This window comes from Hymenobacter lutimineralis (assembly GCF_008271285.1).
GTDB classification, from domain to species: Bacteria; Bacteroidota; Bacteroidia; order Cytophagales; family Hymenobacteraceae; genus Hymenobacter; species Hymenobacter lutimineralis.
The window spans coordinates 107161-131770 of sequence record NZ_VTHL01000014.1 but is presented as its reverse complement, the minus strand read 5'-3'; the positions used below and the strand labels follow the sequence as shown (position 1 = coordinate 131770).

The 24610-nt window shown below is 59.4% G+C and carries 22 protein-coding genes; 17 read left to right on the top strand and 5 right to left on the bottom strand.

Annotation, left to right across the window (positions count from 1 at the left end):
* Positions 1-264 precede the first annotated feature (264 nt).
* From FY528_RS13910 to FY528_RS13885, 6 genes are all read left to right on the top strand, one after another.
* Positions 265-867 carry a Uma2 family endonuclease gene (locus FY528_RS13910; RefSeq protein ID WP_222931819.1) on the top strand — a complete coding sequence of 201 codons (603 nt, stop codon included), beginning with the start codon at positions 265-267 and terminating at the stop codon, positions 865-867.
* A gap of 4 nt (positions 868-871) precedes the next feature.
* A complete protein-coding gene (locus FY528_RS13905) occupies positions 872-1231 on the top strand; it encodes a hypothetical protein (protein WP_149071626.1) in 360 nt (119 codons plus the stop codon).
* A 75-nt stretch (positions 1232-1306) separates the two neighbouring features.
* Positions 1307-1543 carry a hypothetical protein gene (locus FY528_RS13900; RefSeq protein ID WP_149071625.1) on the top strand — a complete coding sequence of 79 codons (237 nt, stop codon included), beginning with the start codon at positions 1307-1309 and terminating at the stop codon, positions 1541-1543.
* A 122-nt stretch (positions 1544-1665) separates the two neighbouring features.
* The gene (locus FY528_RS13895; RefSeq protein ID WP_149071624.1) at positions 1666-5136 is read left to right on the top strand and encodes a methylmalonyl-CoA mutase family protein; all 3471 of its coding nucleotides are present in this window, start codon (positions 1666-1668) and stop codon (positions 5134-5136) included.
* An 81-nt stretch (positions 5137-5217) separates the two neighbouring features.
* Positions 5218-6099: a hypothetical protein gene (locus FY528_RS13890; RefSeq protein ID WP_149071623.1), complete on the top strand. Its 882-nt coding sequence runs from the start codon at positions 5218-5220 to the stop codon at positions 6097-6099.
* A 183-nt stretch (positions 6100-6282) separates the two neighbouring features.
* On the top strand, positions 6283-6831 hold the full coding sequence (locus FY528_RS13885) for an REP-associated tyrosine transposase (protein ID WP_149071622.1): 549 nt from the start codon (positions 6283-6285) through the stop codon (positions 6829-6831).
* A 276-nt stretch (positions 6832-7107) separates the two neighbouring features.
* Here the strand turns inward: FY528_RS13885 and FY528_RS13880 are convergent, their stop codons facing one another.
* Positions 7108-7704: a hypothetical protein gene (locus FY528_RS13880; protein WP_149071621.1), complete on the bottom strand. Its 597-nt coding sequence runs from the start codon at positions 7702-7704 to the stop codon at positions 7108-7110.
* Between the two features lie 155 nt (positions 7705-7859).
* Between FY528_RS13880 and FY528_RS13875 the strand changes: the two genes are divergently transcribed.
* Positions 7860-8930: a DUF3667 domain-containing protein gene (locus tag FY528_RS13875; protein WP_187632123.1), complete on the top strand. Its 1071-nt coding sequence runs from the start codon at positions 7860-7862 to the stop codon at positions 8928-8930.
* Positions 8931-9005: 75 nt separating this feature from the next.
* Here FY528_RS13875 and FY528_RS13870 read toward each other — a convergent pair whose 3' ends face one another.
* Positions 9006-10139 (bottom strand): M50 family metallopeptidase, encoded by a 1134-nt coding sequence (locus FY528_RS13870; RefSeq protein ID WP_149071619.1) that lies wholly within the window; start codon positions 10137-10139, stop codon positions 9006-9008.
* Positions 10140-10302: 163 nt separating this feature from the next.
* Here FY528_RS13870 and FY528_RS13865 point away from each other — a divergent pair, with 163 nt between their 5' ends.
* Positions 10303-12126 (top strand): peptidoglycan D,D-transpeptidase FtsI family protein, encoded by a 1824-nt coding sequence (locus FY528_RS13865; protein WP_149071618.1) that lies wholly within the window; start codon positions 10303-10305, stop codon positions 12124-12126.
* 29 nt (positions 12127-12155) lie between these two features.
* Here the strand turns inward: FY528_RS13865 and FY528_RS13860 are convergent, their stop codons facing one another.
* Positions 12156-12536, bottom strand: a complete 381-nt coding sequence (locus FY528_RS13860) for a hypothetical protein (RefSeq protein WP_149071617.1) — start codon at positions 12534-12536, stop codon at positions 12156-12158.
* Positions 12523-12984, bottom strand: a complete 462-nt coding sequence (locus FY528_RS13855; protein ID WP_222931818.1) for a DoxX family protein — start codon at positions 12982-12984, stop codon at positions 12523-12525. The genes FY528_RS13860 and FY528_RS13855 overlap by 14 nt, the downstream gene beginning before the upstream one ends.
* Positions 12985-13302: 318 nt before the next feature.
* On the opposite strand from FY528_RS13855, the gene FY528_RS13850 reads away from it, so the two are divergent.
* The 8 genes from FY528_RS13850 (at position 13303) to FY528_RS13820 (ending at position 21341) form a co-directional block, all read left to right on the top strand.
* The gene (locus FY528_RS13850) at positions 13303-13749 is read left to right on the top strand and encodes a DinB family protein (protein WP_149071615.1); all 447 of its coding nucleotides are present in this window, start codon (positions 13303-13305) and stop codon (positions 13747-13749) included.
* Positions 13750-13843: 94 nt separating this feature from the next.
* Entirely contained in the window at positions 13844-14923 is a 1080-nt protein-coding gene (locus tag FY528_RS13845; protein ID WP_187632122.1) for an OmpA family protein, read from the top strand.
* 120 nt (positions 14924-15043) lie between these two features.
* On the top strand, positions 15044-15757 hold the full coding sequence (locus tag FY528_RS13840) for a class I SAM-dependent methyltransferase (protein WP_149071613.1): 714 nt from the start codon (positions 15044-15046) through the stop codon (positions 15755-15757).
* Positions 15758-15913: 156 nt separating this feature from the next.
* Positions 15914-16051: a hypothetical protein gene (locus FY528_RS21275; RefSeq protein WP_168683140.1), complete on the top strand. Its 138-nt coding sequence runs from the start codon at positions 15914-15916 to the stop codon at positions 16049-16051.
* A 262-nt stretch (positions 16052-16313) separates the two neighbouring features.
* Positions 16314-16946 carry a BamJ family beta-barrel-assembly machinery protein gene (gene bamJ, locus FY528_RS13835; RefSeq protein WP_149071612.1) on the top strand — a complete coding sequence of 211 codons (633 nt, stop codon included), beginning with the start codon at positions 16314-16316 and terminating at the stop codon, positions 16944-16946.
* Positions 16947-17029: 83 nt separating this feature from the next.
* Complete coding sequence (locus FY528_RS13830) at positions 17030-17539, top strand: hypothetical protein (RefSeq protein WP_149071611.1); 510 nt, start codon at positions 17030-17032, stop codon at positions 17537-17539.
* 99 nt (positions 17540-17638) lie between these two features.
* Entirely contained in the window at positions 17639-19573 is a 1935-nt protein-coding gene (locus FY528_RS13825; protein ID WP_149071610.1) for a KUP/HAK/KT family potassium transporter, read from the top strand.
* Between the two features lie 184 nt (positions 19574-19757).
* The gene (locus FY528_RS13820; RefSeq protein ID WP_149071609.1) at positions 19758-21341 is read left to right on the top strand and encodes a S8 family peptidase; all 1584 of its coding nucleotides are present in this window, start codon (positions 19758-19760) and stop codon (positions 21339-21341) included.
* 83 nt (positions 21342-21424) lie between these two features.
* Here FY528_RS13820 and FY528_RS13815 read toward each other — a convergent pair whose 3' ends face one another.
* Positions 21425-23227: a M61 family metallopeptidase gene (locus tag FY528_RS13815; RefSeq protein WP_262383998.1), complete on the bottom strand. Its 1803-nt coding sequence runs from the start codon at positions 23225-23227 to the stop codon at positions 21425-21427.
* Between the two features lie 183 nt (positions 23228-23410).
* On the opposite strand from FY528_RS13815, the gene FY528_RS13810 reads away from it, so the two are divergent.
* Positions 23411-24013, top strand: a complete 603-nt coding sequence (locus FY528_RS13810) for a C40 family peptidase (protein WP_149071608.1) — start codon at positions 23411-23413, stop codon at positions 24011-24013.
* Positions 24014-24610: the final 597 nt, after the last annotated feature.

Genomic DNA, 24610 nt, shown 5'->3' with positions numbered 1-24610 from the left:
GCTACGGGCCGCCGCCGCCCGCACGCTGGCTGAGTTGGAAGCAGCCCTGCACGAGGCCCTGAACTGGATTACCAGCCAAGACGCGCGCAACTGGTTTGACCACTGCGGGTATCACACACAGACTGCCAGGTAAGTGGACGAACCGTTCACGAATCCGCTATAACAATATCTACTGCGGGTCCGACAATACCTATTGCGCCTCTGCTGGGGCAGCATCTTGGCCCCGCCGTAGCTACATTGGCCTTTTCTGCGTATTTTTAACCTATGCGTACTTTCCTCGAATCTGGTGGCATTCTGCTGAGCGGCTCCTACCTGGAGCGCATGACCGACGACGAGTTTTTCGACTTCTGCCGCCAGCACCCCGAACTGCGCATTGAGCGCACCGCCCACCACGAAATCCTGCTTATGTCGCCCACCGGCAGCCGCTCCGGCAAACGCAACGCCCGCCTGACCGGGCAGCTCTACAGCTGGTTCGCCAGCCATTCACATCTGGGCGAAGTATTCGACTCCAACACCGGTTTCACCCTGCCCGACAGCTCCATACTCTCGCCGGATGCCTCCTGGGTTTCGGCTCCTAAGTGGAACGCCCTGACCCCGGCCCAGCAGGATAAGTTTGCTCCCGTCTGCCCCGAGTTCGTGGTCGAGCTGAAATCAGCCACCGACACGCTGAAAACCTTACAAGCCAAGATGCTGGACTACCTGCGCAACGGTGTTCAACTAGCCTGGCTCCTCGCGCCCGAAACCGAAACAGCCTACATCTATCGGCCCGGACAGCCCGAGCCGGAAGTTGTGCAGGGCTTCGATAACGAACTGAGCGGCGAAACGGTGCTGCCCGGCTTCCGGCTGCGGCTGATGGAGCTGCGGTAACAGTATGTGGAACTGGTGGAAAGAATATCAGCGCGGAAAACGGCGCGAACAATTGATTACCCAATTGCTGGGAGCTGCTCACGAAGCAGGTTTATTGCCGCGTGACTGCGCCAACGCGCAGGCTATGCTGGCAGCCGGTGAGTATGAATGCGCCTTTGATATCATTGTGCAACAGCTATACGAATATGATACTGAGATATCCGCAAGCCTATTTGCCCTGGTGAAGCAGGCGGCAGATTCACTGCTGCTAACACCTTGCAGCTACTTTTTTCTTGGTGAGCTTGTCAGATCGGCCGGACATATTCCTGGTCCGGTCAGAAAAGAAGTTGCTGCATTGGTCCGTTCTTTACAATTACCCCGTTAGCATCCCTGCCAAAGCCCCGCGCCCGCCAAGGTTAGCTGGAGGTACTTAGAGGTTCTATCCTTTGAAAACCATGCTATGATTTTCACCTGCGCCAACAACCAGTATGAAATTAGCCAAGTAAACTCCTTCGCTTCCGACATAGCGGGTTCAAGCTGGGGGCTGTGGCAATGTGTCGGCCAAGAAAAGGAATTACTAGTAGAACTCTACAGCCGCCGCCGGAACGAACCAGTCTTCAGCACCTACGGTACGTTCGACGTCCCCCTAGCAGCAATAGCACAACTGCTGCGGTTCTTCGATGAACAGCAGCAATAAACACACGTCGATTATTGATACGGCCACTTTCCCCTCAAATTATTCTATAAAAGCCCCGGCCTCCCCGCCGGGGCTTTTTTTGTACCTTCGCCTACCCAAATTCCACCCAACTCCACCCCGCAATGCAAGCAGCTCCCGCCGCTCCGTATAAGCCGAAAAACCATATCCGCATCGTAACGGCCGCCGCCCTGTTCGACGGCCACGATGCCGCCATCAACATCATGCGCCGCATCATCCAAAGCAGCGGCGCCGAAGTAATCCACCTGGGCCACAACCGCTCAGTGCAGGAAATCGTGGACTGCGCCATCCAGGAAGATGCCCAGGCCATTGCCATTACCTCCTACCAGGGCGGCCACAACGAGTACTTCAAGTACATGCACGACCTGCTCAAGGAGCGGGGTGCGGGCCACATTCGCCTGTTCGGCGGCGGGGGCGGCGTGATTCTGCCCACCGAAATCGAGGACCTGCACGCCTACGGTATCGAGCAGATCTACTCCCCCGACGCCGGCCGCGCCATGGGCCTGCAGGGCATGATCAACGACTTGCTCCAGCGCTGCGACTTCCCCACGGGCCAGAACCTGAACGGCGAAGTAACCCACGTCAAAGAAAAAGACGCCCGCAGCATCGGCCGCCTGATTTCGGCCGCCGAAAACTTCCCCGAGGAGTTTGAGCGGGTGAAAGCCCAACTGGTAGCCGACTTCCAGCAGGCCGAAGGCAGCAATGACCAGCGCCTCGAGTCCCCTGCCTCCGTTACCAAAACCCCAATCCTGGGCATTACCGGCACCGGTGGGGCTGGGAAGTCGAGCCTAGTGGACGAGCTGGTGCGCCGTTTCCTGATGGACTTCCCCGAGAAGACCATTGCCATTATCTCCGTCGACCCCTCGAAGCGCAAAACCGGCGGGGCCCTCCTGGGCGACCGGATCCGGATGAACTCCATCAATTCGCCCCGGGTGTACATGCGCAGCCTGGCCACGCGCCAGAGCAACCTGGCGTTGAGCAAGTACGTGCAGGACGCCGTGGACGTAGTGCGCGCCGCCGGCTTCGACCTCATCATCCTCGAAACCTCCGGCATCGGCCAGTCCGACACCGAAATCATTGAGCACTCCGACGCCAGCCTCTACGTGATGACGCCTGAATACGGGGCGGCCACCCAGCTGGAGAAAATCGACATGCTCGACTTCGCCGACGTTATTGCCCTCAACAAGTTCGACAAGCGCGGCGCCCTCGACGCCCTGCGCGACGTGCGCAAGCAGTACCAGCGCAACCACGGCCACTGGGACAAGCCCCTGGACACGATGCCCGTGTTCGGGACCATTGCCTCCCAGTTCAACGACCCCGGCATGAACCGCCTCTACCGCGCCGTGCTGGCCACGGTGGAAGCCAAAACCGGCGTGCCCTTCGCGTCCCAGCTCGAAACCAGCCAGGAAAACTCGGAGAAGATTTATATCATTCCGCCCCACCGCACCCGTTACCTTTCCGAAATAGCCGAAACCAACCGCCAATATGATCAGTGGGTTCAAAAACAAGCTGACGTTGCTCAGCAGCTCTATGGAATCCGACAAGCCATCGGAGCCGTCGAAAGCCTCGGAAACACCCCTACCGGATCTGGCAGCAGGAACGGCAGCAACGGAGCCGGAGGAGGAAGCCTCGTTGCCGGCCTGGAGAGCACCTTCGAGGAGGTCAAGCTCCGTCTGGACGGCCAAAACTGGAAACTCCTGGAGACCTGGCCGCAAAAGGTAGCCGCCTACAAGGCCCCGGAGTTCGTCTTCAAGGTGCGCGACAAGGAAATCCGCATCCAGACGCACACCACCAGCCTTTCCAACCAGCAGATTCCCAAAGTTAGCCTACCGCGCTACACGGCCTGGGGTGACTTACTACGCTGGCAGCTCCAGGAAAACGTGCCCGGCGAGTTTCCCTATACCGCCGGCGTGTTTCCCTTCAAGCGCGAGGGCGAAGACCCCACCCGCATGTTTGCCGGCGAAGGCGGACCCGAGCGCACCAACCGCCGCTTCCACTACGTGAGCATGGGCCTGCCCGCCAAGCGCCTTTCCACGGCCTTCGACTCGGTGACGCTTTACGGCGAGGACCCCGACCACCGGCCCGACATCTACGGCAAGATTGGCAACGCCGGCGTGAGCATCTGCTGCCTCGACGACGCCAAGAAGCTCTACTCCGGCTTCAACCTGGCCAACCCCAGCACCTCGGTGTCGATGACCATCAACGGCCCCGCGGCCACGCTGGCTGCCTTCTTCATGAACGCCGCCATCGACCAGCAGTGTGAGCTCTACATTAAAGAGCAGGGCCTCGAAGCGGAAGTCGAAGCCAAAATCAACCAGATCTACGCCGACAAGGGCCTCAACCGCCCCCGCTATCAGGGCGAGCTGCCCGCCGGTAACGACGGCCTGGGTCTCATGCTGCTCGGCGTGACCGGCGACCAGGTGCTGCCCGCCGACGTGTACGAAACCATCAAGAAACGTACGCTCAGCCAAGTGCGCGGCACCGTGCAGGCCGACATTCTCAAGGAAGACCAGGCCCAGAACACCTGCATCTTCTCCACCGAGTTTGCCCTGCGCCTCATGGGCGACGTGCAGGAGTACTTCATTAAGGAGAAGGTTCGCAATTTCTACTCGGTGTCTATTTCCGGCTACCACATTGCCGAAGCCGGCGCTAACCCCCTCACCCAGCTGGCCCTGACGCTCTCTAACGGCTTCACCTTCGTGGAGTACTACGTGAGCCGAGGCATGAACGTGAACGACTTCGCCCCCAACCTGTCGTTCTTCTTTTCCAACGGCATCGACCCCGAGTACGCCGTGATTGGCCGGGTAGCGCGCCGGATCTGGGCCAAGGCCATGAAGCTCAAGTACGGCGCCGATGCCCGGAGCCAGATGCTCAAGTACCACATCCAGACCAGCGGCCGGAGCCTGCACGCCCAGGAAATCGACTTCAACGATATCCGCACCACCCTGCAGGCCCTCTACGCCATCTACGACAACTGCAACTCCCTGCACACCAACGCCTATGATGAGGCCATTACCACGCCCACCGAGGAATCGGTGCGCCGGGCCATGGCCATTCAGCTCATCATCAACCGGGAACTGGGCTTAGCCAAAAACGAAAACCCGCTGCAGGGCTCCTTCATCATTGAGGAGCTCACCGACCTGGTGGAAGAGGCCGTGCTGATGGAGTTTGACCGCATCACCGAGCGCGGCGGCGTGCTGGGCGCCATGGAAACCATGTACCAGCGCGGCAAAATCCAGGAGGAAAGCATGCACTACGAGATGCTCAAGCACACGGGCGAGTATCCCATCATCGGCGTCAACACCTTCCTCTCCTCCAAAGGCTCGCCCACGGTGGTGCCCGCCGAGGTTATCCGGGCCACGGAAGAGGAAAAGCAGTACCAGATTGAGATGCTCAATATCCTGCACACGCGCAACGCCGACCAGACCGAAACCCGCCTCCGGCAGCTCCAGCAAGTCGCCATTCAGAACGGTAACCTCTTCGAGGAGCTGATGGAAACGGTGAAGTTCTGCTCCCTCGGGCAGATTACGAATGCGCTGTTCGAGGTAGGTGGGCAGTACCGCCGGAATATGTAAGAATAAACTGATGCATTTTAACTTGAGTCTGATTGCAATTTGTTTGCAATCAGACTCAAATCACATATTATTCTTAACAATATGGGCTTGACGCAGACTAGAATCTTCACAAAGAAAATCTTTGATAATTATGCAAAAGAATTTGGCGAAAGAAAAGCATTGAAATTAATAGAGAATGTTTATAATTCTAACACAATAATTGAAACCTTAAAAATATGGTATAAGCAGAACTATATTCCTACATATCAAGATTTTCAGAAAGCTGTTGGGACTATTAATTGGTTTGTATTTTCTAAAAGGGAAACAACGGCAGTAGGAATGATAATAATGCTTGCAAAATGGGATGAACAAATCAACTCTCGCAAAAAATTGCTCACTGAAACACAGACTATACAAATTGCTTACAACACATTAACATGGTTAAAATTTTATATTGACGAACTATTAGAATTCAAGCTTTCTACCGAACACAGCTTTAAAAATAATCCAATCAGTGTAATTATTAATAATTTATTAACTGGATCATACACAAGTGTCAAAGGAATAAAATATGCGATATTGAACGACCCAGCCGAATCCTTATTGAAAAATATTCAAATTCCACATTCTACGCTCAATATAGCTTCGTATGTTGGCGATGAGCTTACGGGAGGAACTTGGAATCATATACTTCCTTTCTTTTTTGAAAAAAGTGCACAGTATAATAAGTTTAGTTTCGATAAAGATATTGATTACAGCATTGAGGTAACAGGAGCTTTAGAGGTTAATAGTGACAGAAGTGGTGCAATATTTTCTTTATCGCTACCTTCGAGGATAAGGACACCCATAAAGCCTACGCAACTAGTAAAACAGTCATTCCATTGCTCATGTGTGATTGATGCTAACGGTATATCATTTATTCACAGGGCGACTGGATGGATGCTGTTGCTGGGCGGCAATGTTGATGAGTGGGAGGTTTCTTAAATATTTTCACCAGCCTTGACGTAGAGGTTGTACCTCCACTGCCGCAACGCGGCACATACGAACCGCGCCGCCTGAAGCAACTTGGGCGGCGCGGTCGTTCTAACGGGGGAGGCACAGCCTCCCGGCATGGCTGGTCACGAGTTACGCTGCGCTAAACTCGCGCCAGTCGTGCATCTTGGAGATATGAGCGAGAAATATAAGATCCGGGATTCGCAGCAGCTGTATTTCGTCAGCTTTGCTACCGTCAATTGGATAGACGTGTTTACGCGGCGCGTGTACAACGATATTTTCGTGGATAGTCTGAGCTACTGCCAGCAGCACAAAGGGCTGGAAATCTACGCCTGGTGCCTGATGACCAACCACGCCCACCTCATCATCAGCAGTGAAAGCGCCAACCTCTCCTCCATCCTGCGCGACCTGAAGCGTCATACGTCCAAAGCCATCCTCAAGGCTATTGAGAAAAACGGCCAGGAAAGTCGGCGGGAGTGGATGCTGTGGCTGTTTGAGCGGGCCGGACAGCGCAACGCTCACAACGAGCACTACCAGTTCTGGCAGCAGGACAGCCACCCTATCGAACTTTATTCCAATGCGCTTCGCAGCCAACGCCTCGACTACCTGCACCGCAACCCGGTAGTAGCCGGCTTCGTGGATGTGCCCGAAGATTTTCTGTATAGCAGTGCCCGCGATTATGCCAGCCAGCCCGGCATGCTTGATATTCTATTGATAGAGTAGTATGTACTGGCGCGAGTTTAGGTGCCGCTGTAACTCGTGCCGGCCCATGCCCATGAAGGGAGGCTGTGCCTCAGCCGTCCGGACGACAGGTCCCCACCCCGCTACGCCTATCTGCCAAAACCACAACCGCGCCGCCCGAACGATTCCAGGGGGCGCGGTTCCGGGGTTGCCGCTGGCGCGGCAGTGGAGGTACAACCTCCACGTCATAGCGGGGCACGAGTTACGGCTACGCCTAAACTCGCGCCAGTATATGCCTAAACTCGCGCCAGGATCCATCTACTTCACCTCCTCACTCCCGCCTTTCCCACCCGTCGTCACCAGCTTGCGGGCTTGCACATAGCCTTCGTACAGTGGGCGGTTGAGCAGCTTGAAGGCTTTCATGTCGGCATCGAGCTGGCGCACTTCGTCCATGAGGGCAGACAGCAGATCTTCGAGGGCGGCGCCGGCTACTATCCGCTCGTTGATGGTTTGGCGGGTGGCGGGCTGGGCTGTTTGGAAGGCCGTGAGGGCGTCGCGCAGGGGCTTGAGGACGGTAGCGGTGAGGCCCTGCTTCGTGAGCAGGGGCGCTACATCGGCGCGGGCGGCGCTGTCGAGGATGGCCTTCACCACCCCCGTAAAGGCCAGGGGCCGGAGCTTGCGCAGCTGCTTGTTGCTGAGCGTGGCCGAGGCCAGCAGGTCGTGGTCCGGCAGGCGGGTGGCAATGCGGCTGAGCGGACCCAGCAGGGCCGGCAGCAGCTCCATCAGCTCATTTTTTGCTTTTTTGGCGTCTTCCGTCAGGTTTTTGGTGCGCTTGGCAGTGCCGCCCCGTGCCCCGGCTACCTGGGCGTAGCGGGTGGTAACTTCGGTGGCCTGCGCAGCGGCGGCTTCGCTCACGGCTAGGGCCGTCTTGTGCTCGCCTCAGCCCTGCCCAACTCGGCCCTTTCTGCCCGGCCCCAAAGCTTAACCTGGGAAAATGTGTAGCCAAGTCCCGAATGCTAAGGCCGGGTGCTTACTTTGCGCCTCTCTCTAGCCTCCTACTTGCTTTTGCAATGGCGCACTCCGCCCACAAGCTTTCCTCCTGCGCCAACTGCGGCCACCATTTCAAGGCTGCCGAAAACTACTGCCCCGACTGCGGCCAGCAAAACCATCCGCTCGACCTCTCCTTTGGGCACGTAGCCGAGGAAGTGCTCGAAGGCCTATTCCACTTCGATGGCAAGGTGTTCCGCACTATGCGTCAGCTGCTGTTTGCGCCGGGGGCCCTCACGCGCCATTTCTGGGAAGGCAAGCGCGTGGCCTACGTGCCGCCCGTGCGCCTGTATGTGTTCATCAGCTTTGTGTTTTTCCTGCTGCTTTCGGTGGCCCTGCACGCCCCCGAGCACGGCGAAATACGCACGTTGGGCCAACGAGTCCGGCAGACCAGCATCCAGTACCGAGCCGATTCCATCCGCCTGGCAGGCCAGCTAGCCTCTGCTGATTCCGTCCAGGTCAAGCGCATGCTGCGCAATACTCGGCACGTATCTGTCCTCAACGGCATCGTGAATACCGATGTGAACAGCGACACTGTGGACTACCGCCGGTGGAATGGCATACTCTACACCCCGCAGGAATGGCGGGAGCTGCCAGAATATTCCTCCGCCCAGCTCGATGAGCTGCTACGCCGCCACGGCCAGGAACCTTCGTTTCTGGGGCGTTTTATAGCGCGGCAGGGCCGGCGCGTGATGCAGTCGTCGGAGCAGGATATTTCCCATCAGTTCGTACGCGGTATTTCGCTGATGATGTTCGTGCTCATGCCCGTGTTTGCGCTTCTGTTGAAGCTGCTATATGTGCGCCGCAAGCAGTACTACCTGGCCCATCTAATGTTCGCCATCCACGTGCATTGCTTTGCCTTTTTGCTGTTTTCCCTGATGATGGTGCTAAGCCTGTTTGCCCACGTCCCCTCCAAGGCCGTCCTGCTGGTGCTGCCCCTGCTAGCTGTTTACCTAGCCGTGGCCCTGCGCAAGGCTTACCAGCAGAATTGGCTGAAAACCGCGTTGAAGTTCGTTTTCCTGCTTGGTCTCTATAGCCTGATCATTGGTGCGGGGCTGGTGGGGGCGCTGGGGTTGAGCATGGTGCTGGTGTAAGCCTTGCATTGGCCTAAGCCCACACGCAACCAACCAGGGTTACACCGCCTCTGGTCCCAGGCTAAACGTTCAGCTCTACCCCTTACCGTCAGCTGCCTGCTCCGCCCAGCGTAGCGTCTCCCGCAGCCAGTCCTCGTAGAGGCGGGCACTACCCTGGCTTAGGGTGCGGGGCAGCTCGCGCAGGGCAGCTTCAGCCTGGGTGCGCGCCTGCTCCACGTTACCTTCCAGGCGGGCCAGCGCCGCTTCCACGCGAAACGGCTGCTCAGTGGGCGTGTGGGCATTGACCACAGCCCGGGACTGGTAGGTGCGCGCCGCCTGGGCGTCGTGCTCGTAGGCCGCGCTGAAAAACGCGGCCTCCAGCCAGCCGCTGGCTTGCAGGGCCACCGGCTGCTGGTCCAGGTGGGCGCGGTAGCGGGCCAGGTACAGCCCAGCCGCGGCCGGGTCGCCAGCGTCAAGGTGGTATTGGTAGAGGTAGTACGCTACGTAGGCTTTGTAGGGATGCTCTACCCGGAGGGCGTCGGCGGCTTCGAGGGCCGGGCGGCTCAGTTCCCGGGGGCGCACCCCAGCCATGCTGCGAATGGTGGCCGTGAGCATGGCCACTTCCAGCTCCTGCTTCGTGCCCGGGCGGCTCAGGTTGAGCAGGCGCATTCCGTCACTAGCAAGACCACCGGCTTGAAATGGCAGCATCGTGAAAACAAACAGCAGCAGGGAAATGGCTCCGCTCAGGGCCACAGCCACGGCCGGCAAGGTGCTTTGACTGGACACGGGCAGCCAAGTAAATACCCCCAGCGCCAGTGCCGCCCAGAACAAGCTGCCCAGCGGGCCACCCAGCGTAAACACCCGGAACCGCTCGCGCAGCCGCACGTCGTCGGGTGGCACACTCAGGACCAGGCCGCCGGCCATGTTCAGGTTGAGGTTCCACTCAAAGCGCAGACGGCCCGAGGGCTGGCGGCGCCACATCAGCGGCCCCACCGTCAGCCAATGTAGTCGGAAGCCCTGCAAGCGCCCGGCTAGGGCGTGCCCCAGCTCGTGCAGGCCTACGGCCACCAGCCACGCCACCGGCAGCAAGGCCAGCAACCCCAGCACCTGCCCTTTGCTCCAGTGGCTCGTGGCGGACAGCTTCAGGCCGTGGCGGGCACCCCAGAACCCAACACATGCGCCGAGCGTGCCCAGCGCCAGGCCCAGCAGGAGTGGCTTGAGTTTTTTCATACCAAATGGGTCAGATCGAAATGTGCAAATCAGCGTAGCCTTCCGGCAGCTCCTCAAATATAGTAGCCTCGCTCCTTCTCGCCCAGCAGTATGCCCCAGGTAAAAAGCGGCACCCAGGGTTAACGCCCGGCTCCACCATCCGGCAATTGTATAGCTTTACTGCATGCGTACGGTTATCTCGAAGTGGGGAAATAGTCTGGTAGCGCTGCTACTGGCGCTAACGGCGTGCTCGTCCCCCGATCAGCCAACGGACATACCCGGTGCAAGTCAGGATGTAAGCATCCGCTACACGGCTAAGCGCGTCATCCTGCCCGATCTGCCCCAGCGCGGCCGCATTCTCGACCGCCACGACTCGGTGCTGGTGGATACCCGCTCCCAGTTTCTGCTAAAGCTGCCGCGCCGCTACCCCCTCGACACCCTGGCCCTGGGGGTGCTGCTGGGCTGGGACTCCACCACTGTGCGCCGCCGCATGGCCGAGGCCCTGCCGTACCCCGGAGCCCACCCCAGCGCTGGCGTGCAGTTGCGGCTGACCACGGCCGAGGTGGCCCGGGTGCGCCAGGACAGCGCCGCCTGGCCCACCCTTGCCCTCATCCAGCGCCGCCAGCGCATCTACACCTCGCCTGCCGGCGCCCCGGCCCTGGGCTACCTCTACGCCGAGGCCCAGCCTTTTCTGCGCCAGGCCCGGCGCACCAGCCGAGGCCGCTTCTATCGCCTGCGCAACGGCGGCCTGGAAACGTACTACAACGGCCTGCTCAACGGCCACCGCGGCTATCTGCACCCTCTGCTCGACAAGCAGGGCCGGCAGCACGGCTCCTGGGCGAAAGACACCCTCTTCCAGCAAGGCCAGGACCTGCACCTGACCCTGGATGTGAAGCTGCAGGCCTACGCCGAAAAGCTGATGGGCGGGCGCAAGGGCTACCTTGTCGCCCTCGACCCGCGCACCGGCGAAATCCTGGCGTACGTGTCGGCGCCGGTGTACCCGGCTTCTACCATCACTGCTCCCGACCAGGCGGGCATCCGCGCGGAGCTGCTGGAGCACGAAGACATGCCCTTGCTCAACCGCCCCGCCATGCTCGCCAACCCGCCCGGCTCGGTGTTCAAGCTGGTGAATGCGGCCGTGGCCCTGCAGCTGGGCGCTATCACCCCGGCTACTGGTTTCCGCTGCGACCAGACCCTGGTGAGCTGCGTGCACGACCACCCCAAAGCCAAAACCCTCACGGCGGGCCTCAAATACAGCTGCAACCCCTACTTCTACCAGGTGATGCAGAACGTCATCAACCACGTGCCCGACTCCCTGGCTCAGGATACCGTGGCGGCCCGTCACCTCAACCTGGCTCAGTGGCGCCGCTACGTGCGCTCCTTCGGCCTGGACTCCGTGCTGGGCGTAGACCTGCCCCGGGAGGCTCCCGGCTTCCTGCCCACACCCGCGTACTACGATAAAGCCCGCCGCACCCGCCGCTGGACCTACCGCTCCATCTATTCCCTCAGCATCGGCCAGGGCGAAATCAACCTTACCGGGTTGCAGATGGCCAACATGGCCGCCATCGTAGCCAACCGGGGCTGGTACTACACCCCGCACCTGGTGCGCCGTGTTGGAGAACATGGCCCCTTGCCGCGCTTCACCGTCAAGCACCATACCCTCATCGACAGCGCCCACTTTGCGGCCCTCATTCCCGGCATGGTAGCTGTGATGCAGCGCGGGGGCACCGCTGACGCCTCCAGCCTGGCCGATGTGGGCATTACGGTAGCTGGCAAAACCGGCACCGTGCAGAACGACGAGGGCGACGACCATGCTGCCTTCGTGGGCTTCGCTCCGGCTACTAATCCCAAAATTGCCGTAGCCGTGTACCTGGAAAACGGCGGGTTTGGGGCCACTGCGGCCGCACCCTGCGCCGTGATGGTGATGGAAAAGCACCTGCGCGGCTACATCGCGCCCAAGCGGAAACACTGGGAACGGCGCATCATCAATCGGGCCAAGCAGGACTAGCGCGATTTAGCAGCCCGCCGCTTCCGACGCTACGGCTTGAGGCTGCCCGCTACGTTGAACCGGGCGCGGTACACCACGGTGTCGCCGGGGGCACCAAACGCAATGCGGCGGTTGTCGGCCTGTTGAAGCTCGAACTCGCCGTTAACGGTGAACTGCACCTCCGTAACCAAGTAGCCGGTTCGGGTGGTGACCACGGTGCGGTAGAGGCTACTATCGGGCCCCACTGGTGTGAGAGGCAGGTCCTGGTCCCAGCTAAGGGGTTTGTCGCGGCCCCGCAGGCCTACCTGCTGCACATTGGGGATACCGCGCACATCGAGCAAGTATACCACCGTTTTGTTGTGGGCGGGCTGCACGCAGGCGGGCAACAGAAAACCCAGGCTGAGCCATAGTGAAAGTCTAGACGTGTTCATGGCGGCGGGGTTTGGCTAGTATATAATCGAGGCCGAAGCGGCCGGAGCCCAGCACCAGCCCGGGCAGAGCGGCCCACAGAAAGCCAGCCGCGGGCAGCGTGTTCCACATCCCCTGCTGAATTTGCTGCATAAAAATGGCGACCAGCATGGTGCAGATAATCAGGAAGGCCGACACCCGGGTACCCAGCCCCAGGGCCAGCAGCAACCCGCCCACGGCTTCACTAAAGGCGCCCATCCAGGCAAAAAAGCCGGGCAGCACTGCAAAGAGTCCGCCGTAGGCTGCTACGTCGCCGGGAAACCAGAAGGCCACTTCGAACAGCCCCAGGTTGTGGTCGGGCGGGGACCAGGGCAGCCCGAACTTTACGGCCCCAAACTCGAAGGCCAGCAGATAGCCGCATACCAGCCGGGGCAAGAGCAGCAGCGCATCCTGCCACCAGCGAGGCAGCACGAGAGGTTCAACAAGAAAACGTAGTAAACGGACCATAGAAAAAAGATAAGCGGTGAAGAAAGAACAGGAGCAGGCTTCATGGGCCATGGTGACCGGGAAGTGAGCCAAAGCACGCCAACGGCCGGTGGCCCGGTGCTCCAATTCATATATTGACACTTGCTCCCGGCCGATATGGGACGCATTTCGCGCATTTGCGCCGGCCCTCCTAACTCAGCCGCTAGCCCCCACACCCTTTCCCCCCTTCGCTCCGCCGCAGCTTACCTCTTTCATTAAGCATACAGCGACTTGGCCCTACCTGGGTTTTTCTATGTTTGCAGCATGCTAACCGAAACGTTACGCCGGCTTTTCAGCCGGGACTTACTTCGCCTGCAAGAGGAAGTGACTCTTTACCAGAACGAGCAAAACCTCTGGCTAATCGATAAAGCCATTGCCAACTCAGCCGGCAACCTTTGCCTGCACCTGATAGGCAACCTCAAAACGTACATTGGCGCCGAGCTGGGTGGGGCGGCCTACGTGCGCCAGCGCAGCCAGGAGTTTTCGGCCCGCTACGTGCCCCGGGCGGAGTTGCTGGCGCAACTGGCTGAAACCCGCCTGCTGGTCGATCAAAGCCTGGGGCGCTTGTCCGAAGCCGATGTTCAGCAAATCTACCCCCAGGTGGTGTTTGATGCCCCCATGACGACGGAGTACTTTCTGGTGCACCTGGCTACCCACTTGGCTTACCATCTCGGCCAGGTAAACTACCACCGCCGCCTGCTGGACGCGTAAACAGCCAAACAACGGCCGTAGCACGCTTATCGGTGGGGTGGCTCCATTAGTCAGTGCGCTGGACTGTATGGCCAAATCCAGTTTATTTAGCGGTATGAAAGGCTTCTTGTGTGGACTAATGCTTCTGCTGGTGCTGGCGGGAACGGCTACCGGGCAGGATCTGACGGGAATCTGGCAGGGCGTGGAGGTGGATGCCAAAACCCCGGAGGCCAACTGGCCAACCGTGCTCCGACTCCAGCGGGGCAAAGGCAGCGGGCTGTTTGGCGTACTCTACCAGGAAGTGGGCGCCAAGCCCGGCACTACCGTTACCTTTCAGGTACGGGCCACTGCCAACGCCACCGGGTTCCGCCTCGAACACCTGCGCAAGCTCAATGAAACGGGCGCCACGCCTTTTAGCTACTGGTGCGCAGGCGCCATCACGTTTACGTATGACGCAGCCCAGGAAAAGCTAATCGGCCGCGCCACCTACGACCCGGTAGGCACTTGCGACCATGGCTCTTTCTCGCTGTATCGGGTGAAGCTGAAATCGGCAGCGTCGGTGCCCGCGGCCACCCAAACGACCATTCGCGTATCGGGCCGGGACGTGCGCTGGTACGCCGACGCCAGCCTAAAACAGCCCCTGACCACGGGTAACACCTACCGCACCAAACTCAGCAAAACCACCACGTTTTACCTAGTGCAGGGCTATTACCGCACCCCCGAAAGCGCGGTAGTGCCTATTACCGTGCGGGTAAACGGTACCGCTGCCACTCAACCCAAACCTGCACCAGCGCCTTCACCCGCTCCGGTGTCGCCGCCAGCTTCGGCCGCTCCCGATACTACGCGCCCCGCCCCCCTGCTCTCGGCCACACCCCTGGTGCTGCCCACAGTTTTGTTCCGGCAGGGCACGGCTGAGCTGCTGCCCGAGGCCCAGCCAGCCTTGGCCCAGCTGGCCGCGGAGCTGCTGGCCCGCCCCGACCTCAAACTTCAGGTAGCCGGCCACACCGACCGCCTGGGCGAACCAGAGAAAAACTTGGTGCTTTCGGAGCAGCGGGCCGAAGCCGTGAAAGCCTACTTGGTGAAAGCCGGTGTAGCGCCCGAGCGGGTCAGCACCATTGGCTACGGCGACGCCCGCCCCCTCTACCCCTCTCCCGACGCCCGCAACCGCCGGGTAGAAGTCAATACAATAAAGTAGCCCCTCACGGCCGGGGATGATAAGGAGAAGGGGCCTCCGTAGCTTTCCTCCGGGGTACCCCCAAGAACCAGCCTGGTTGTGCCGAGCGCTGCCGTACTTTGCCAGGCCATTCTGCCAAGCATGAAAGATATTTACAACGACGCTACCTACCTCTCCCACAACCCCACCTGGCACGAGGAGGATGCTCCTTTTAAAGCTGAGCGGATACTTAGCCTGCTGCGCCACCACCCGGTTCCCTACCAAACGGTGGCCGAAGTAGGCTGCGGCAGCGGAGAAATTCTGGTGCAGCTGGCCCGGCACATGCCCCCGGCCACGCAGTTTGTGGGCTACGACATTTCCCTGGATGCCTTGGCCATTGCCCAGCCAAAAGCCACTCCCCAACTGCGCTTCGAGCACCTCGACCTGACGCAGGCTACACTCCCGGCCCCCTTCGACCTGCTGCTGGTCATCGACGTGCTGGAGCACCTCACCGACTATTTCGCCTTTCTGCGCGGCATCGTGGGCAAGGCCCGTTACACCCTGTTTCATATTCCGCTGGATATGTCGGTGTGGTCGTTGCTGCGGGAGCAGATGCTGCTGGAATCAAAAGCCCGGGTAGGCCATATTCACAATTTCACGGAAGACTTTATCCTGAGCGTGCTGGCTGAGTACGGCTTTAAGGTTGTTGCCAAGCGGTACACGGAGCCGGTCTACAAAAACAAGACCCGCAAGGAACACGTGCTGCACTGGCTGCGGGAAGGACTCTACGCCGTGCATCCGAAGTTCTGTACCAAAACCCTCGGAGGGTATTCCCTGCTGGTATTAACCGAAAATCAAGACTATCCGGCTGCGTAAGATTGCATGGCAATATTGCTCTGTTTGTAAGCGCGAAGGAGTAGCGTTCTACTGACACGCATCATAAATTAAGTATGCTTGCATAACAATTCATTCACAACTGCGTATTACCTTTGCAACCAACAAACTGATTTACACAACACTACCTTACTTGCCATGAAAAAGAGCACTGCCGCCGTTTCTTCGCTGTTGTTGCTGGGAGGCCTGGGCTCGTTGGGCCTGCTTGCTGCCCAGGTACGCGACCTGAACCTATTTTTTGACCTGCACGACGAGGAAGAGCTTCACTTCTGCTAAGCTCTCTTTTGCGCCCCGCTTGCCTCAAACCCCACCTACCGTGGGGTTTGTTTGGTTTACGGGCAAACAAACCGCTGGTCAGAATCAGCAGCTTACGCCGGGCCTGAAAAAAAAACCGCATCCATTCTCAGCGGTTTTCGGTACTTCACACCGAAGTACCTCTGCGGGGGTGCTTGCACTTGTTTTACTCACCGCCCGTGTAGACGGCCCTGGCCTAATGAAGCCGCCAGCGTAGCCTACACCGGCACAACCTTGTGAATCTATGGATCTGACCGGCTTGAAAGAGCAAATCAGCTACATCATCGGGCGCGATATGGCCCGCAACTTCTCTGAGCAGGGCCTCGATCTGAACGTCGACGTGCTGGCTTCCAGCATGAAGGAAGCCCTGGCCGGCCAGCCCAGCCAGCTCAGCCCCCAGCAAATTGAAGCCGCTATGCAGCAACTGCAAGCCCAGTTTGGCGGTGCCGAAGCCGAAGACGATAACCAAGACCCCTCTGCCATGAGCAAGAACAAAGCGGAAGGCGAAGCCTTCCTGAATGAAAACAAAAACAAGCCCGGCGTAACCACCCTGCCCAGCGGCCTGCAGTACGAAGTGCTGACGGAAGGCTCGGGCAAAAAGCCCGGTCCCCGCTCCCAGGTGACCACGCACTACCATGGCACCCTGCTGAACGGCAACGTGTTCGACTCCTCCTACCAGCGCGGGCAGCCCGCTACGTTTGGCGTAAACCAGGTTATTGCCGGCTGGACTGAGGCTCTGCAATTGATGTCGGAAGGCTCGAAGTGGCGCCTCTATATCCCGTCGGACATGGCCTACGGCAAGCGGGGCGCCGGCCGCGACATCGGCCCCGACTCGACGTTGATCTTTGACGTGGAGCTGCTGAAAGTAAACAACTAGTGTATTCGGCCCCGGTTGGCTCAAGCGGCATTTCGCCGCGCTGGACGACTACCAGCACTGCCCAACCGGGGCCTACACGTGCCATGTCTGAGCCGGAAATTACTGCTACCCCTCTGCCCGACCGTGCCCCAGAGCTGCATAGCCCCGATGGCCGGCTGACTTTAAGCCACGACCGGGTGCGCGTACACAGCCAGACTTTTCTGCTGCTGGAGCTGGAGCGGGCCGAGCTCCAGCCCGTGCGCTGGCTGCTGTGGTACCTGCTGGGTGGGTTTGTCTTTACGCTAGTTGCGCTGGGGTACCTGCAGTTCTGGCTGCGCACCATGCCCGCCGTCCTTGGGCTTGTTCTGGGAGCAGTCCTTTTTATTATAGGTCAGCGGGGTACCAACCGCCTGCGCCTGTACCGCCTGGCCCGGGAGGCCGCGTATTTTTCCCTGCCCGGCGCCGCCGAATCCTGGCACCCGATTATTGCCGAACTCAACCGCCGCATCCAAGCCCGCCACGACGAGGCCGCGCAGGCGGCAGCCGAAGCCTGGGCCGCCGAGGAGGCCGCCCGGCTGGCGGCACTACCTCCTTCCCCGCCTGAGGGCGAGTAACCTCTACTGTTCTTTCCGAAAAGGTGCTGCACCACTGCGGCTTCCTTGCCTACCTTTGGGCGCTTTTTCGCATAGCCCCTATTCCACTTTTTGCGCCGTATGAACGACAAACACGGACACTCCGCCATATCCACGGCGGGTTTACTGATTGCGCTGGGCATTATCTACGGCGACATTGGCACGTCTCCGCTGTACGTGATGAAAGCCATTGTGCCCGACGTCATCACCCAGGATTTGGTGTACGGTGGCATTTCCTGCGTACTCTGGACGCTGACCCTGCAAACCACCATCAAGTACGTGCTGCTCACGCTGAACGCCGACAACAACGGGGAAGGCGGCATATTCTCCCTTTATGCCCTGGTAAGGCGGCGTGGGGCGTGGCTGTCGGCCGTGGCAATTGTGGGCGGTGCGGCCCTGCTGGCCGATGGCGTCATCACCCCGCCTATTTCCGTTTCTTCGGCCATTGAAGGCTTGGAAGCGGTGTACCCGGGCATTCCTACCATGTACATCGTTATTGCCATCCTGTGCGGCCTGTTTCTGCTGCAGAGCTTCGGCACCCAGATTGTGGGCAAAGCCTTCGGGCCCATCATGTTTCTGTGGTTTTCGATGCTGGCCGTGCTGGGCGTATACGGTATTGTGCATCACCCGGAAATCCTGAAAGCCGCCAACCCCTATTATGCCTACAACCTGCTGGTAAATACGCCCGGCGGGTTCTGGCTGCTGGGCGCGGTGTTCCTGTGTACCACCGGGGCCGAGGCGCTATACTCCGACCTGGGCCACTGCGGCAAGGGCAATATCCGCATCAGCTGGATGTTTGTGAAGCTTTGCCTGCTGCTCAACTACTTTGGGCAGGGCGGCTGGCTAATGGCCCACGCCGGTGAAAAGCTGGCCGGCCGCAACCCCTTCTACTCCCTCATGCCCGAGTGGTTTCTGCTCATCGGCATTGGCATTGCCACTATTGCGGCCATCATTGCCTCCCAGGCCCTTATCACGGGCTCGTTTACACTGGTGGCCGAGGCTATTCGCCTGAACATGTGGCCCAAGGTGCGCCTCAACTACCCCACCAATGTAAAAGGCCAGTTGTACGTGCCCAGTATGAACCGCCTGCTCCTGCTCGGGTGCATTGCCGTGGTGCTATACTTCCAGCGCTCCGAGCACATGGAAGCCGCCTACGGCCTGGCCATTACCATCACCATGCTCATGACCACGCTGCTGCTGTCCATGTGGCTGCGGGCCAAGCGGGTGCCCCTGCCCCTGGTGGGGCTGTTTCTAATGGTGTACGGGCTGATTGAAGGTTCGTTCCTGATTGCCAACCTGATCAAGTTCCCGCACGGGGGCTGGGTGTCGGTAGCCATCAGCCTGTGCTTGATTTTGGTGATGTACGTGTGGCTGCGTGCCTACTTCATCAAGCGCCGCCTCACGGAGTTCGTGAAGATTGAGCCGTATATCGACGCCCTGAAGGAGCTCAGCAACGACGAATCCATTTCCAAGTACGCCACCCACCTGGTATTTATGTCCTCGGCCGAGCGACAGTCGGAAATCGAGTCGAAGATCATCTACTCCATCTTCCAGAAGCGCCCCAAGCGGGCCGATATCTACTGGTTCGTGCACGTGGATACCACGGATGAGCCGTATACCATGGAGTACAAAGTGACGGAGCTGGCTCCCGACGACGTATTCCGCATCACCTTCCGGCTGGGTTTCCGGGTGGAGCAGCGCATCAACCTGTACTTCCGCAAAGTGGTGGAAGACCTGGTGCGCAACAAGGAAGTGGATATTACCTCCCGCTACGAATCCCTGAGCAAGCAGCACGTTACCGGCGACTTCCGCTTTGTGGTGCTGGAGAAATTCCTGTCGGTAGAAAATGACTTTCCCTGGGTGGAAAAGCTGGTGATGCAGGCGTACTTCTACATCAAGCAGTTTATTGCCTCCGAAGACAAGTACTTTGGGCTGGACACTTCCTCCGTGAAAGTAGAAAAGGTGCCGCTGGTGATTACGCCGGTGCGGGAAGTGTCGCTGCAGCGCGTGCAGTAGTACCCAAACCATACATAGTAGGCATGCCGAAAAAGCCCCGCTGAGCGTCAGCGGGGCTTTTTCGGCTGCTGGGCAGGGCGTATCCGGCGTAAATGCCAAAGTGTTACACCGGTTTATAGTTGAATTTAAGCAAGATTTTGTTTCCCTTATTCTTTCAACGCTCTTCTCAACCAAACCCACCCCCATGATGCGTAGTCTTACCCTAGCTCCTGCGGCGCTTGTAGCGCTGCTGCTTACCGGCTGTCAGCACGAGGCCGACCAAGCCCGGCTCGAGCCCCAACCCACTGCCGAGCCCACCACGGCCCTGACCAGCCAGCAGCTGGACAACGAAATTTGGACGCAGCTCCGGAAAACAGGATCCTACAACTGGAACCAAGCCCCGGCCAACGTGGTGTGGAGTGCCCTGCTGCGCTCCGACCACGTGCTTTCCGTGGGGTACCAGCCCCTGGGCCGGGAAGGGGCGCACAGCCTGCCCGCCGATGCCCGCCTTCTCCCCCGCTGGGAGGCGGCCCGTCAGCAGGTGCTGGATCTTATTCTGGCCGAGGAACGCAAAACCCAGCCGGACCTGACCCTGGAAAAGCTGCTGGTGTTTGAGCCGAATGCCTTGCCCGTTGTCACGGTCCGTGTGCAGGAGCTTGGCACCATCCGCCGGTTGCGGGCCTCGGGGCTGGTGCGCTACGCCGAGCCCATGGGCTATGAGCCCGGCAGCACCCGGGCCGCCGCGCGCGGCACCGCCTCCACCCTCAGCTCCTCCGGCTGTGGTAGCAACACAGCAACGGCCGGGCTGCTGGAAGGCGCCGACTACACTGTGTTGAGCAATGGCAGCAAGTCCTCCTGGCACCAGGCCGACCAGTACCACGGTATCCGGAGTGCCTGGAGCCAAAGCACGGGCAGCGGCATCAAGCTGGTGGTCATTGATACGGGCTCTTCCGATGCGCAGGAAAACCTGGGCTCGCCCTTCAACCAGGGCCTGAGTTCGGGGCGCACCGTGGAACGCCTCGTTACGCTGCCCCGCAACTCCATCTTCGGCATTCCCTATGGCAGCGCCGAAACCCCGAACGACGGCTGCGGACATGGCACCAGCATGGCCGGGGCAGCCGCGGCTCCGCGCGGTACGGATGGCAACGCTGTGGGGGTAGCCTACAATGCCAACCTGATAACCATCCGGGCCGCCGAGGACGTCTTCCTGGATGCCAGCCGCGAGGTGCAAGGCGTTGCCAACGCCTTTCTGCTGGCCGCCAACCGCGCGGATGTTCGCATCATCAGCATGAGCATGGGGCGCCTAACGTCCTCTTCCCAGATGACGGAAGCCATCCGCTACGCCTACGGCAAGGGAAAACTTATTTTCTGCGCCGCGGGCACTTCCTTTGATTGGTCGGCGGGCTGGGTTGGGGTCATCTACCCGGCCTCACTTACTGAGGCCGTAGCCGTAACGGGCGTAAAAGACGACCTGGCTACGCGCTGTGATGAGTGCCACGTGGGCTCCGACGTGGAATTCACCGTGGTGATGCAGCGCCGCAGCAACAACCTGCGCGCTTTAACGCTGGCTCAGAGTGGTGATGCTCCTTCCACCGTGGGCGGCTCATCGGTGGCTACGGCCAGCATGGCGGGCATGGCCGCGCTGGTGTGGGCCCAGTACCCCAACGAAACCCGGACACAAATTATGGGACGACTGGTAGCGGCCAGCAGCAACCGCGCGGCCCGCAGCTCCTCCTTCGGCTGGGGCCGGGTAAATGTAGCCGCAGCCCTGGGCGCGCAGCCGCTTTAACCGCTCCTCCATTGGTTCCCAAGCGGCACGAAAAAGGCCGGCTACTTACGTAGTCGGCCTTTTTGCTTATTGACTGTGGTTCGTTAATTCCGTACGGGCAGCCATTTGTTTAATACCGCTTGCTGCTCGGCCGTGGCATTCCCAGCCGACTCAATGCGGTAGCGCTGGGCGGCGCTGGGCAGCAAGGGAAAAGTAATTTCCTGCACGCGTCCTTCGCGCACGACCAGCATGCGTACCACACTGCCAGGGGCGCGGCCCGTGAGCAGCTTGTTGGGGTCGTCGGAGATACGGCCGCCATCCAGAGCCAGCACTTCGTCGTTTACGTTCAGGCCGCCTTGCCAGGCGCTGCCGTCGCGGGCTACGGTGCGCACGGTGATTTTTCCGCCGGTAGTGCCAAACTCGGCACCCAGGGCTGCGTCTTGCGTCACGGGCGTGGTCACCAGCTTCAGTCCGGCATAACCGAGGGTAGTCTGATAGTCCAGAGTCTGCACATCGTACACGCGGGTGCGGAAGAACTCGTCGAAACGACGGCCCGCCACTTTCGCCACGGCATCCTGGAACTCAGCATCGGTAAACCCGCGCTTTAGCTGCTGGTAATAGCGCGTATACAGGTAGCGCATCACGTCGTCGAGGCTTTTCTGGGCCTTGGTTTCGTGAATGATCATCAGGTCCAGCATGGCACCTACCAGTTCGCCTTTGTCATAGTAGCTGATTTCGGAGTTGTTGGAGTTTTCGGTCCGGCGGTAGTACTTGATCCAGGCATCGAAGCTGGATTCAGATACGGGCTGCACCTTGTTGCCCGGAGTATTTTCCACACGCGTAATGCTGTTCGACAAATCGGCCAGGTAGCCTTGGGGTGTATTGTAGCCGGCGCGCTGCACTATCAGGTTCGAGAAATACTCCGTGAAGCCTTCACTCACCCACAGCATGTGCGTGTAGTTCTCGCGGTCATAATCAAACGGGCCGAGGGCCACGGGGCGGATACGCTTGACGTTCCAGAGGTGAAAGTACTCGTGGGCAACGAGGCCCAGGAAGCCCTTGTAGCCGGCTTCCGTGCTATAGGCATTGCGCGAAACCGACAGCGTGGTCGAGTACAAATGCTCCAGACCACCCGTGCCCCGCTCAATGTTATGCACGATGAACACGTAACGGTCCAGCGGGTTCTGGCCCACCACGCGGTGCGCTTCCTCGCATACCCGCTGCAAATCGGCCAGCAGGCGGCCCTCGTCGTATTGGGCGGCGCCGTACATGGCTACGGTATGTGGGGTACCGTTAGCCGTAAACTGCAGCACCTTTTGGTTACCGATTTCGATGGGAGAATCGGCCAGTTCATCGTAGGACGAAGACCGGAACGTGAGAGGTACGCCCCCAGCGGCCGGCAGCAAGCTAGTACTCACCTGCGTCCAACCCGGAGCGGGTTGCACGGTGAGGGTGCTGGCCAAGTCTTTGTTTTCAGCAGGGTACATGAATACGCTGGTGCCATTGACGTACCCGTGCGAGGCGTCCAGGAAGCTGGTCCGCACCGACAGTTCGTAGGCATACACGCGGTAGTGCACCTTGAAGTCCTTGGCTTTGGGGTGAAAAACGCGCCAAGTGTTCTTGTTGATTTTCTCGACGGTCAGCTTATTGGCACCGGCGCGGGCCTCAAAGCCTTCTACGTTCTTGGCAAATTCGCGCACCAGATAAGAGCCGGGCGCCCATACGGGCAGCTTCACATCGGTGTAGGCTTTGCTGAAGCCACTTAGCTGAACATCAACTTCGAAGTAGTGGGTTTGGGGCGCCGGCATCGCCAGCGTGTAGCGCAGCGTGGGTGCCGCCAGCGCGGCTACTGCGGGCACCAGCAACCCAAAGAGCAGGAAAAAGCTAAAGCGAAAACGGTGGAGCATGAAAAAAGGGTAAGAGAGAAGATTGGCTAGCGGACGGAACCAGAACGCCAGGGTTGCAAATTAGGCGGTTTTTTTAGCTCCTACGCGCCTGATGCCTGCCCCGCAGGGCATTTTACGAACCCGCAGCAAAGCTGCGCCGTTAGTTACGCAGGCAGTCGGTCATATCTCGGCGGCCTTTTCCCAATGCGTATTGTATGGAGTGCTTTCTTCGTCCTGGCTGCCGCCATTCTGGGCACCTGGCTGTTCCGGGGGCGTACGTCAGCACCAAAGCAGCTGCAGGAAGCTACCCCGATACAGGTTGTAGCTGAGCGCCGGGCGGCTACTGATACGGCCTTTTTCTTCGCTACGCCCCCTAAGCGGCGCGCCAGCCTACCCGCCGGGGCTCCGGCCAAAGCCGATAGTATTGTGCGCTTTGCCCTGCAGCAGCTGGGCACGCCTTATCTATACGCCGGCATCAAACCCGAAACGGGTTTCGACTGCTCCGGGTTTGTGAGCTATGTGTATGCCCGCTACGGCATTATAGTGCCCCATTCTACCGCCTTACTTATTGCTACGGGCCGGGAAGTACCCCGCACCGAAGCCCAGCGCGGGGATATTGTGGTGTTTACGGGCACAGCAAGCACCTCCATTACCCCGGGGCACGCGGGCATCGTGCTTTCTAAAAAGGGGGAGCCTATTCGCTTTATTCACTCGTCATCGGCGCGCCGGGAGTCGGGAGTGAAAATCAGCGAAGTGGAAAACACCGACTATGAGCGGCGCTTCATGGCCATCCGGCGCGTGTTGTAGGGCTTGGATACTTGGTTTTCCCATTAGCTGCCACTAGTTCGCAGCCTGGCACAAACGAACGATGCCCGGCCGCCTATGCAGTTCCTTCAAAAGGGCTGCTGGGCGAACCGGGCATCTAATCCTTCAAATCTTACCAAGCGGCGAGTCTGGGGTACAGCCCCGTCATCTTTGTGTAAGACCTTGCCAGAATGCGGGAAAAAGCCAAATAGGGCTGTTTTCCGCGCGAAAGCTGTTGTTAAGCGCGTCCGGCGGTGAGGCGGACTACATTCGACAGGCTTGGCAGGATTTGTTTGGGACTACTAGACATTGTGTACCTCCTTTCTTTACGTTCGACATCTCCCCGACCGCGCTTCCCAGCACCTTAGGGCTGCTTGGCCGGAGCCGTAGTACTCACTACTGATTGGTAAAGTTAAAAACCCACCCGAAGGTTCAAAACGAAATAGCCTTTTTTTAGGGTCTTAATGCAATTTTAAGGACAGTCACCTGAGGATCAGCAGCTTTTTTTTTGGCTAGTGACTCTGCGCGCAGGGTTGGTCCCAAACTTGCAAACACCCCACCCAGCAAAGCACTGGTTTTTGCTTACGTTGTAGTAGAGTT

Bases quoted from the DNA above. Each gene is read 5' to 3' on its own strand.
- FY528_RS13905 (WP_149071626.1), top strand. From the start codon at position 872: ATGTGGAACTGGTGGAAAGAATATCAGCGCGGAAAACGGCGCGAACAA.
- FY528_RS13885 (WP_149071622.1), top strand. From the start codon at position 6,283: ATGAGCGAGAAATATAAGATCCGGGATTCGCAGCAGCTGTATTTCGTC.
- FY528_RS13850 (WP_149071615.1), top strand. From the start codon at position 13,303: ATGCTAACCGAAACGTTACGCCGGCTTTTCAGCCGGGACTTACTTCGC.
- FY528_RS13875 (WP_187632123.1), top strand. From the start codon at position 7,860: ATGGCGCACTCCGCCCACAAGCTTTCCTCCTGCGCCAACTGCGGCCAC.
- FY528_RS13865 (WP_149071618.1), top strand. From the start codon at position 10,303: ATGCGTACGGTTATCTCGAAGTGGGGAAATAGTCTGGTAGCGCTGCTA.
- FY528_RS13815 (WP_262383998.1), bottom strand. From the start codon at position 23,227: ATGCTCCACCGTTTTCGCTTTAGCTTTTTCCTGCTCTTTGGGTTGCTG.
- FY528_RS13830 (WP_149071611.1), top strand. From the start codon at position 17,030: ATGTCTGAGCCGGAAATTACTGCTACCCCTCTGCCCGACCGTGCCCCA.
- FY528_RS13810 (WP_149071608.1), top strand. From the start codon at position 23,411: ATGCGTATTGTATGGAGTGCTTTCTTCGTCCTGGCTGCCGCCATTCTG.
- FY528_RS13910 (WP_222931819.1), top strand. From the start codon at position 265: ATGCGTACTTTCCTCGAATCTGGTGGCATTCTGCTGAGCGGCTCCTAC.
- FY528_RS13820 (WP_149071609.1), top strand. From the start codon at position 19,758: ATGATGCGTAGTCTTACCCTAGCTCCTGCGGCGCTTGTAGCGCTGCTG.
- FY528_RS21275 (WP_168683140.1), top strand. From the start codon at position 15,914: ATGAAAAAGAGCACTGCCGCCGTTTCTTCGCTGTTGTTGCTGGGAGGC.
- FY528_RS13840 (WP_149071613.1), top strand. From the start codon at position 15,044: ATGAAAGATATTTACAACGACGCTACCTACCTCTCCCACAACCCCACC.
- FY528_RS13845 (WP_187632122.1), top strand. From the start codon at position 13,844: ATGAAAGGCTTCTTGTGTGGACTAATGCTTCTGCTGGTGCTGGCGGGA.
- FY528_RS13895 (WP_149071624.1), top strand. From the start codon at position 1,666: ATGCAAGCAGCTCCCGCCGCTCCGTATAAGCCGAAAAACCATATCCGC.
- FY528_RS13825 (WP_149071610.1), top strand. From the start codon at position 17,639: ATGAACGACAAACACGGACACTCCGCCATATCCACGGCGGGTTTACTG.
- FY528_RS13870 (WP_149071619.1), bottom strand. From the start codon at position 10,139: ATGAAAAAACTCAAGCCACTCCTGCTGGGCCTGGCGCTGGGCACGCTC.
- FY528_RS13890 (WP_149071623.1), top strand. From the start codon at position 5,218: ATGGGCTTGACGCAGACTAGAATCTTCACAAAGAAAATCTTTGATAAT.
- FY528_RS13860 (WP_149071617.1), bottom strand. From the start codon at position 12,536: ATGAACACGTCTAGACTTTCACTATGGCTCAGCCTGGGTTTTCTGTTG.
- bamJ (WP_149071612.1), top strand. From the start codon at position 16,314: ATGGATCTGACCGGCTTGAAAGAGCAAATCAGCTACATCATCGGGCGC.
- FY528_RS13900 (WP_149071625.1), top strand. From the start codon at position 1,307: ATGATTTTCACCTGCGCCAACAACCAGTATGAAATTAGCCAAGTAAAC.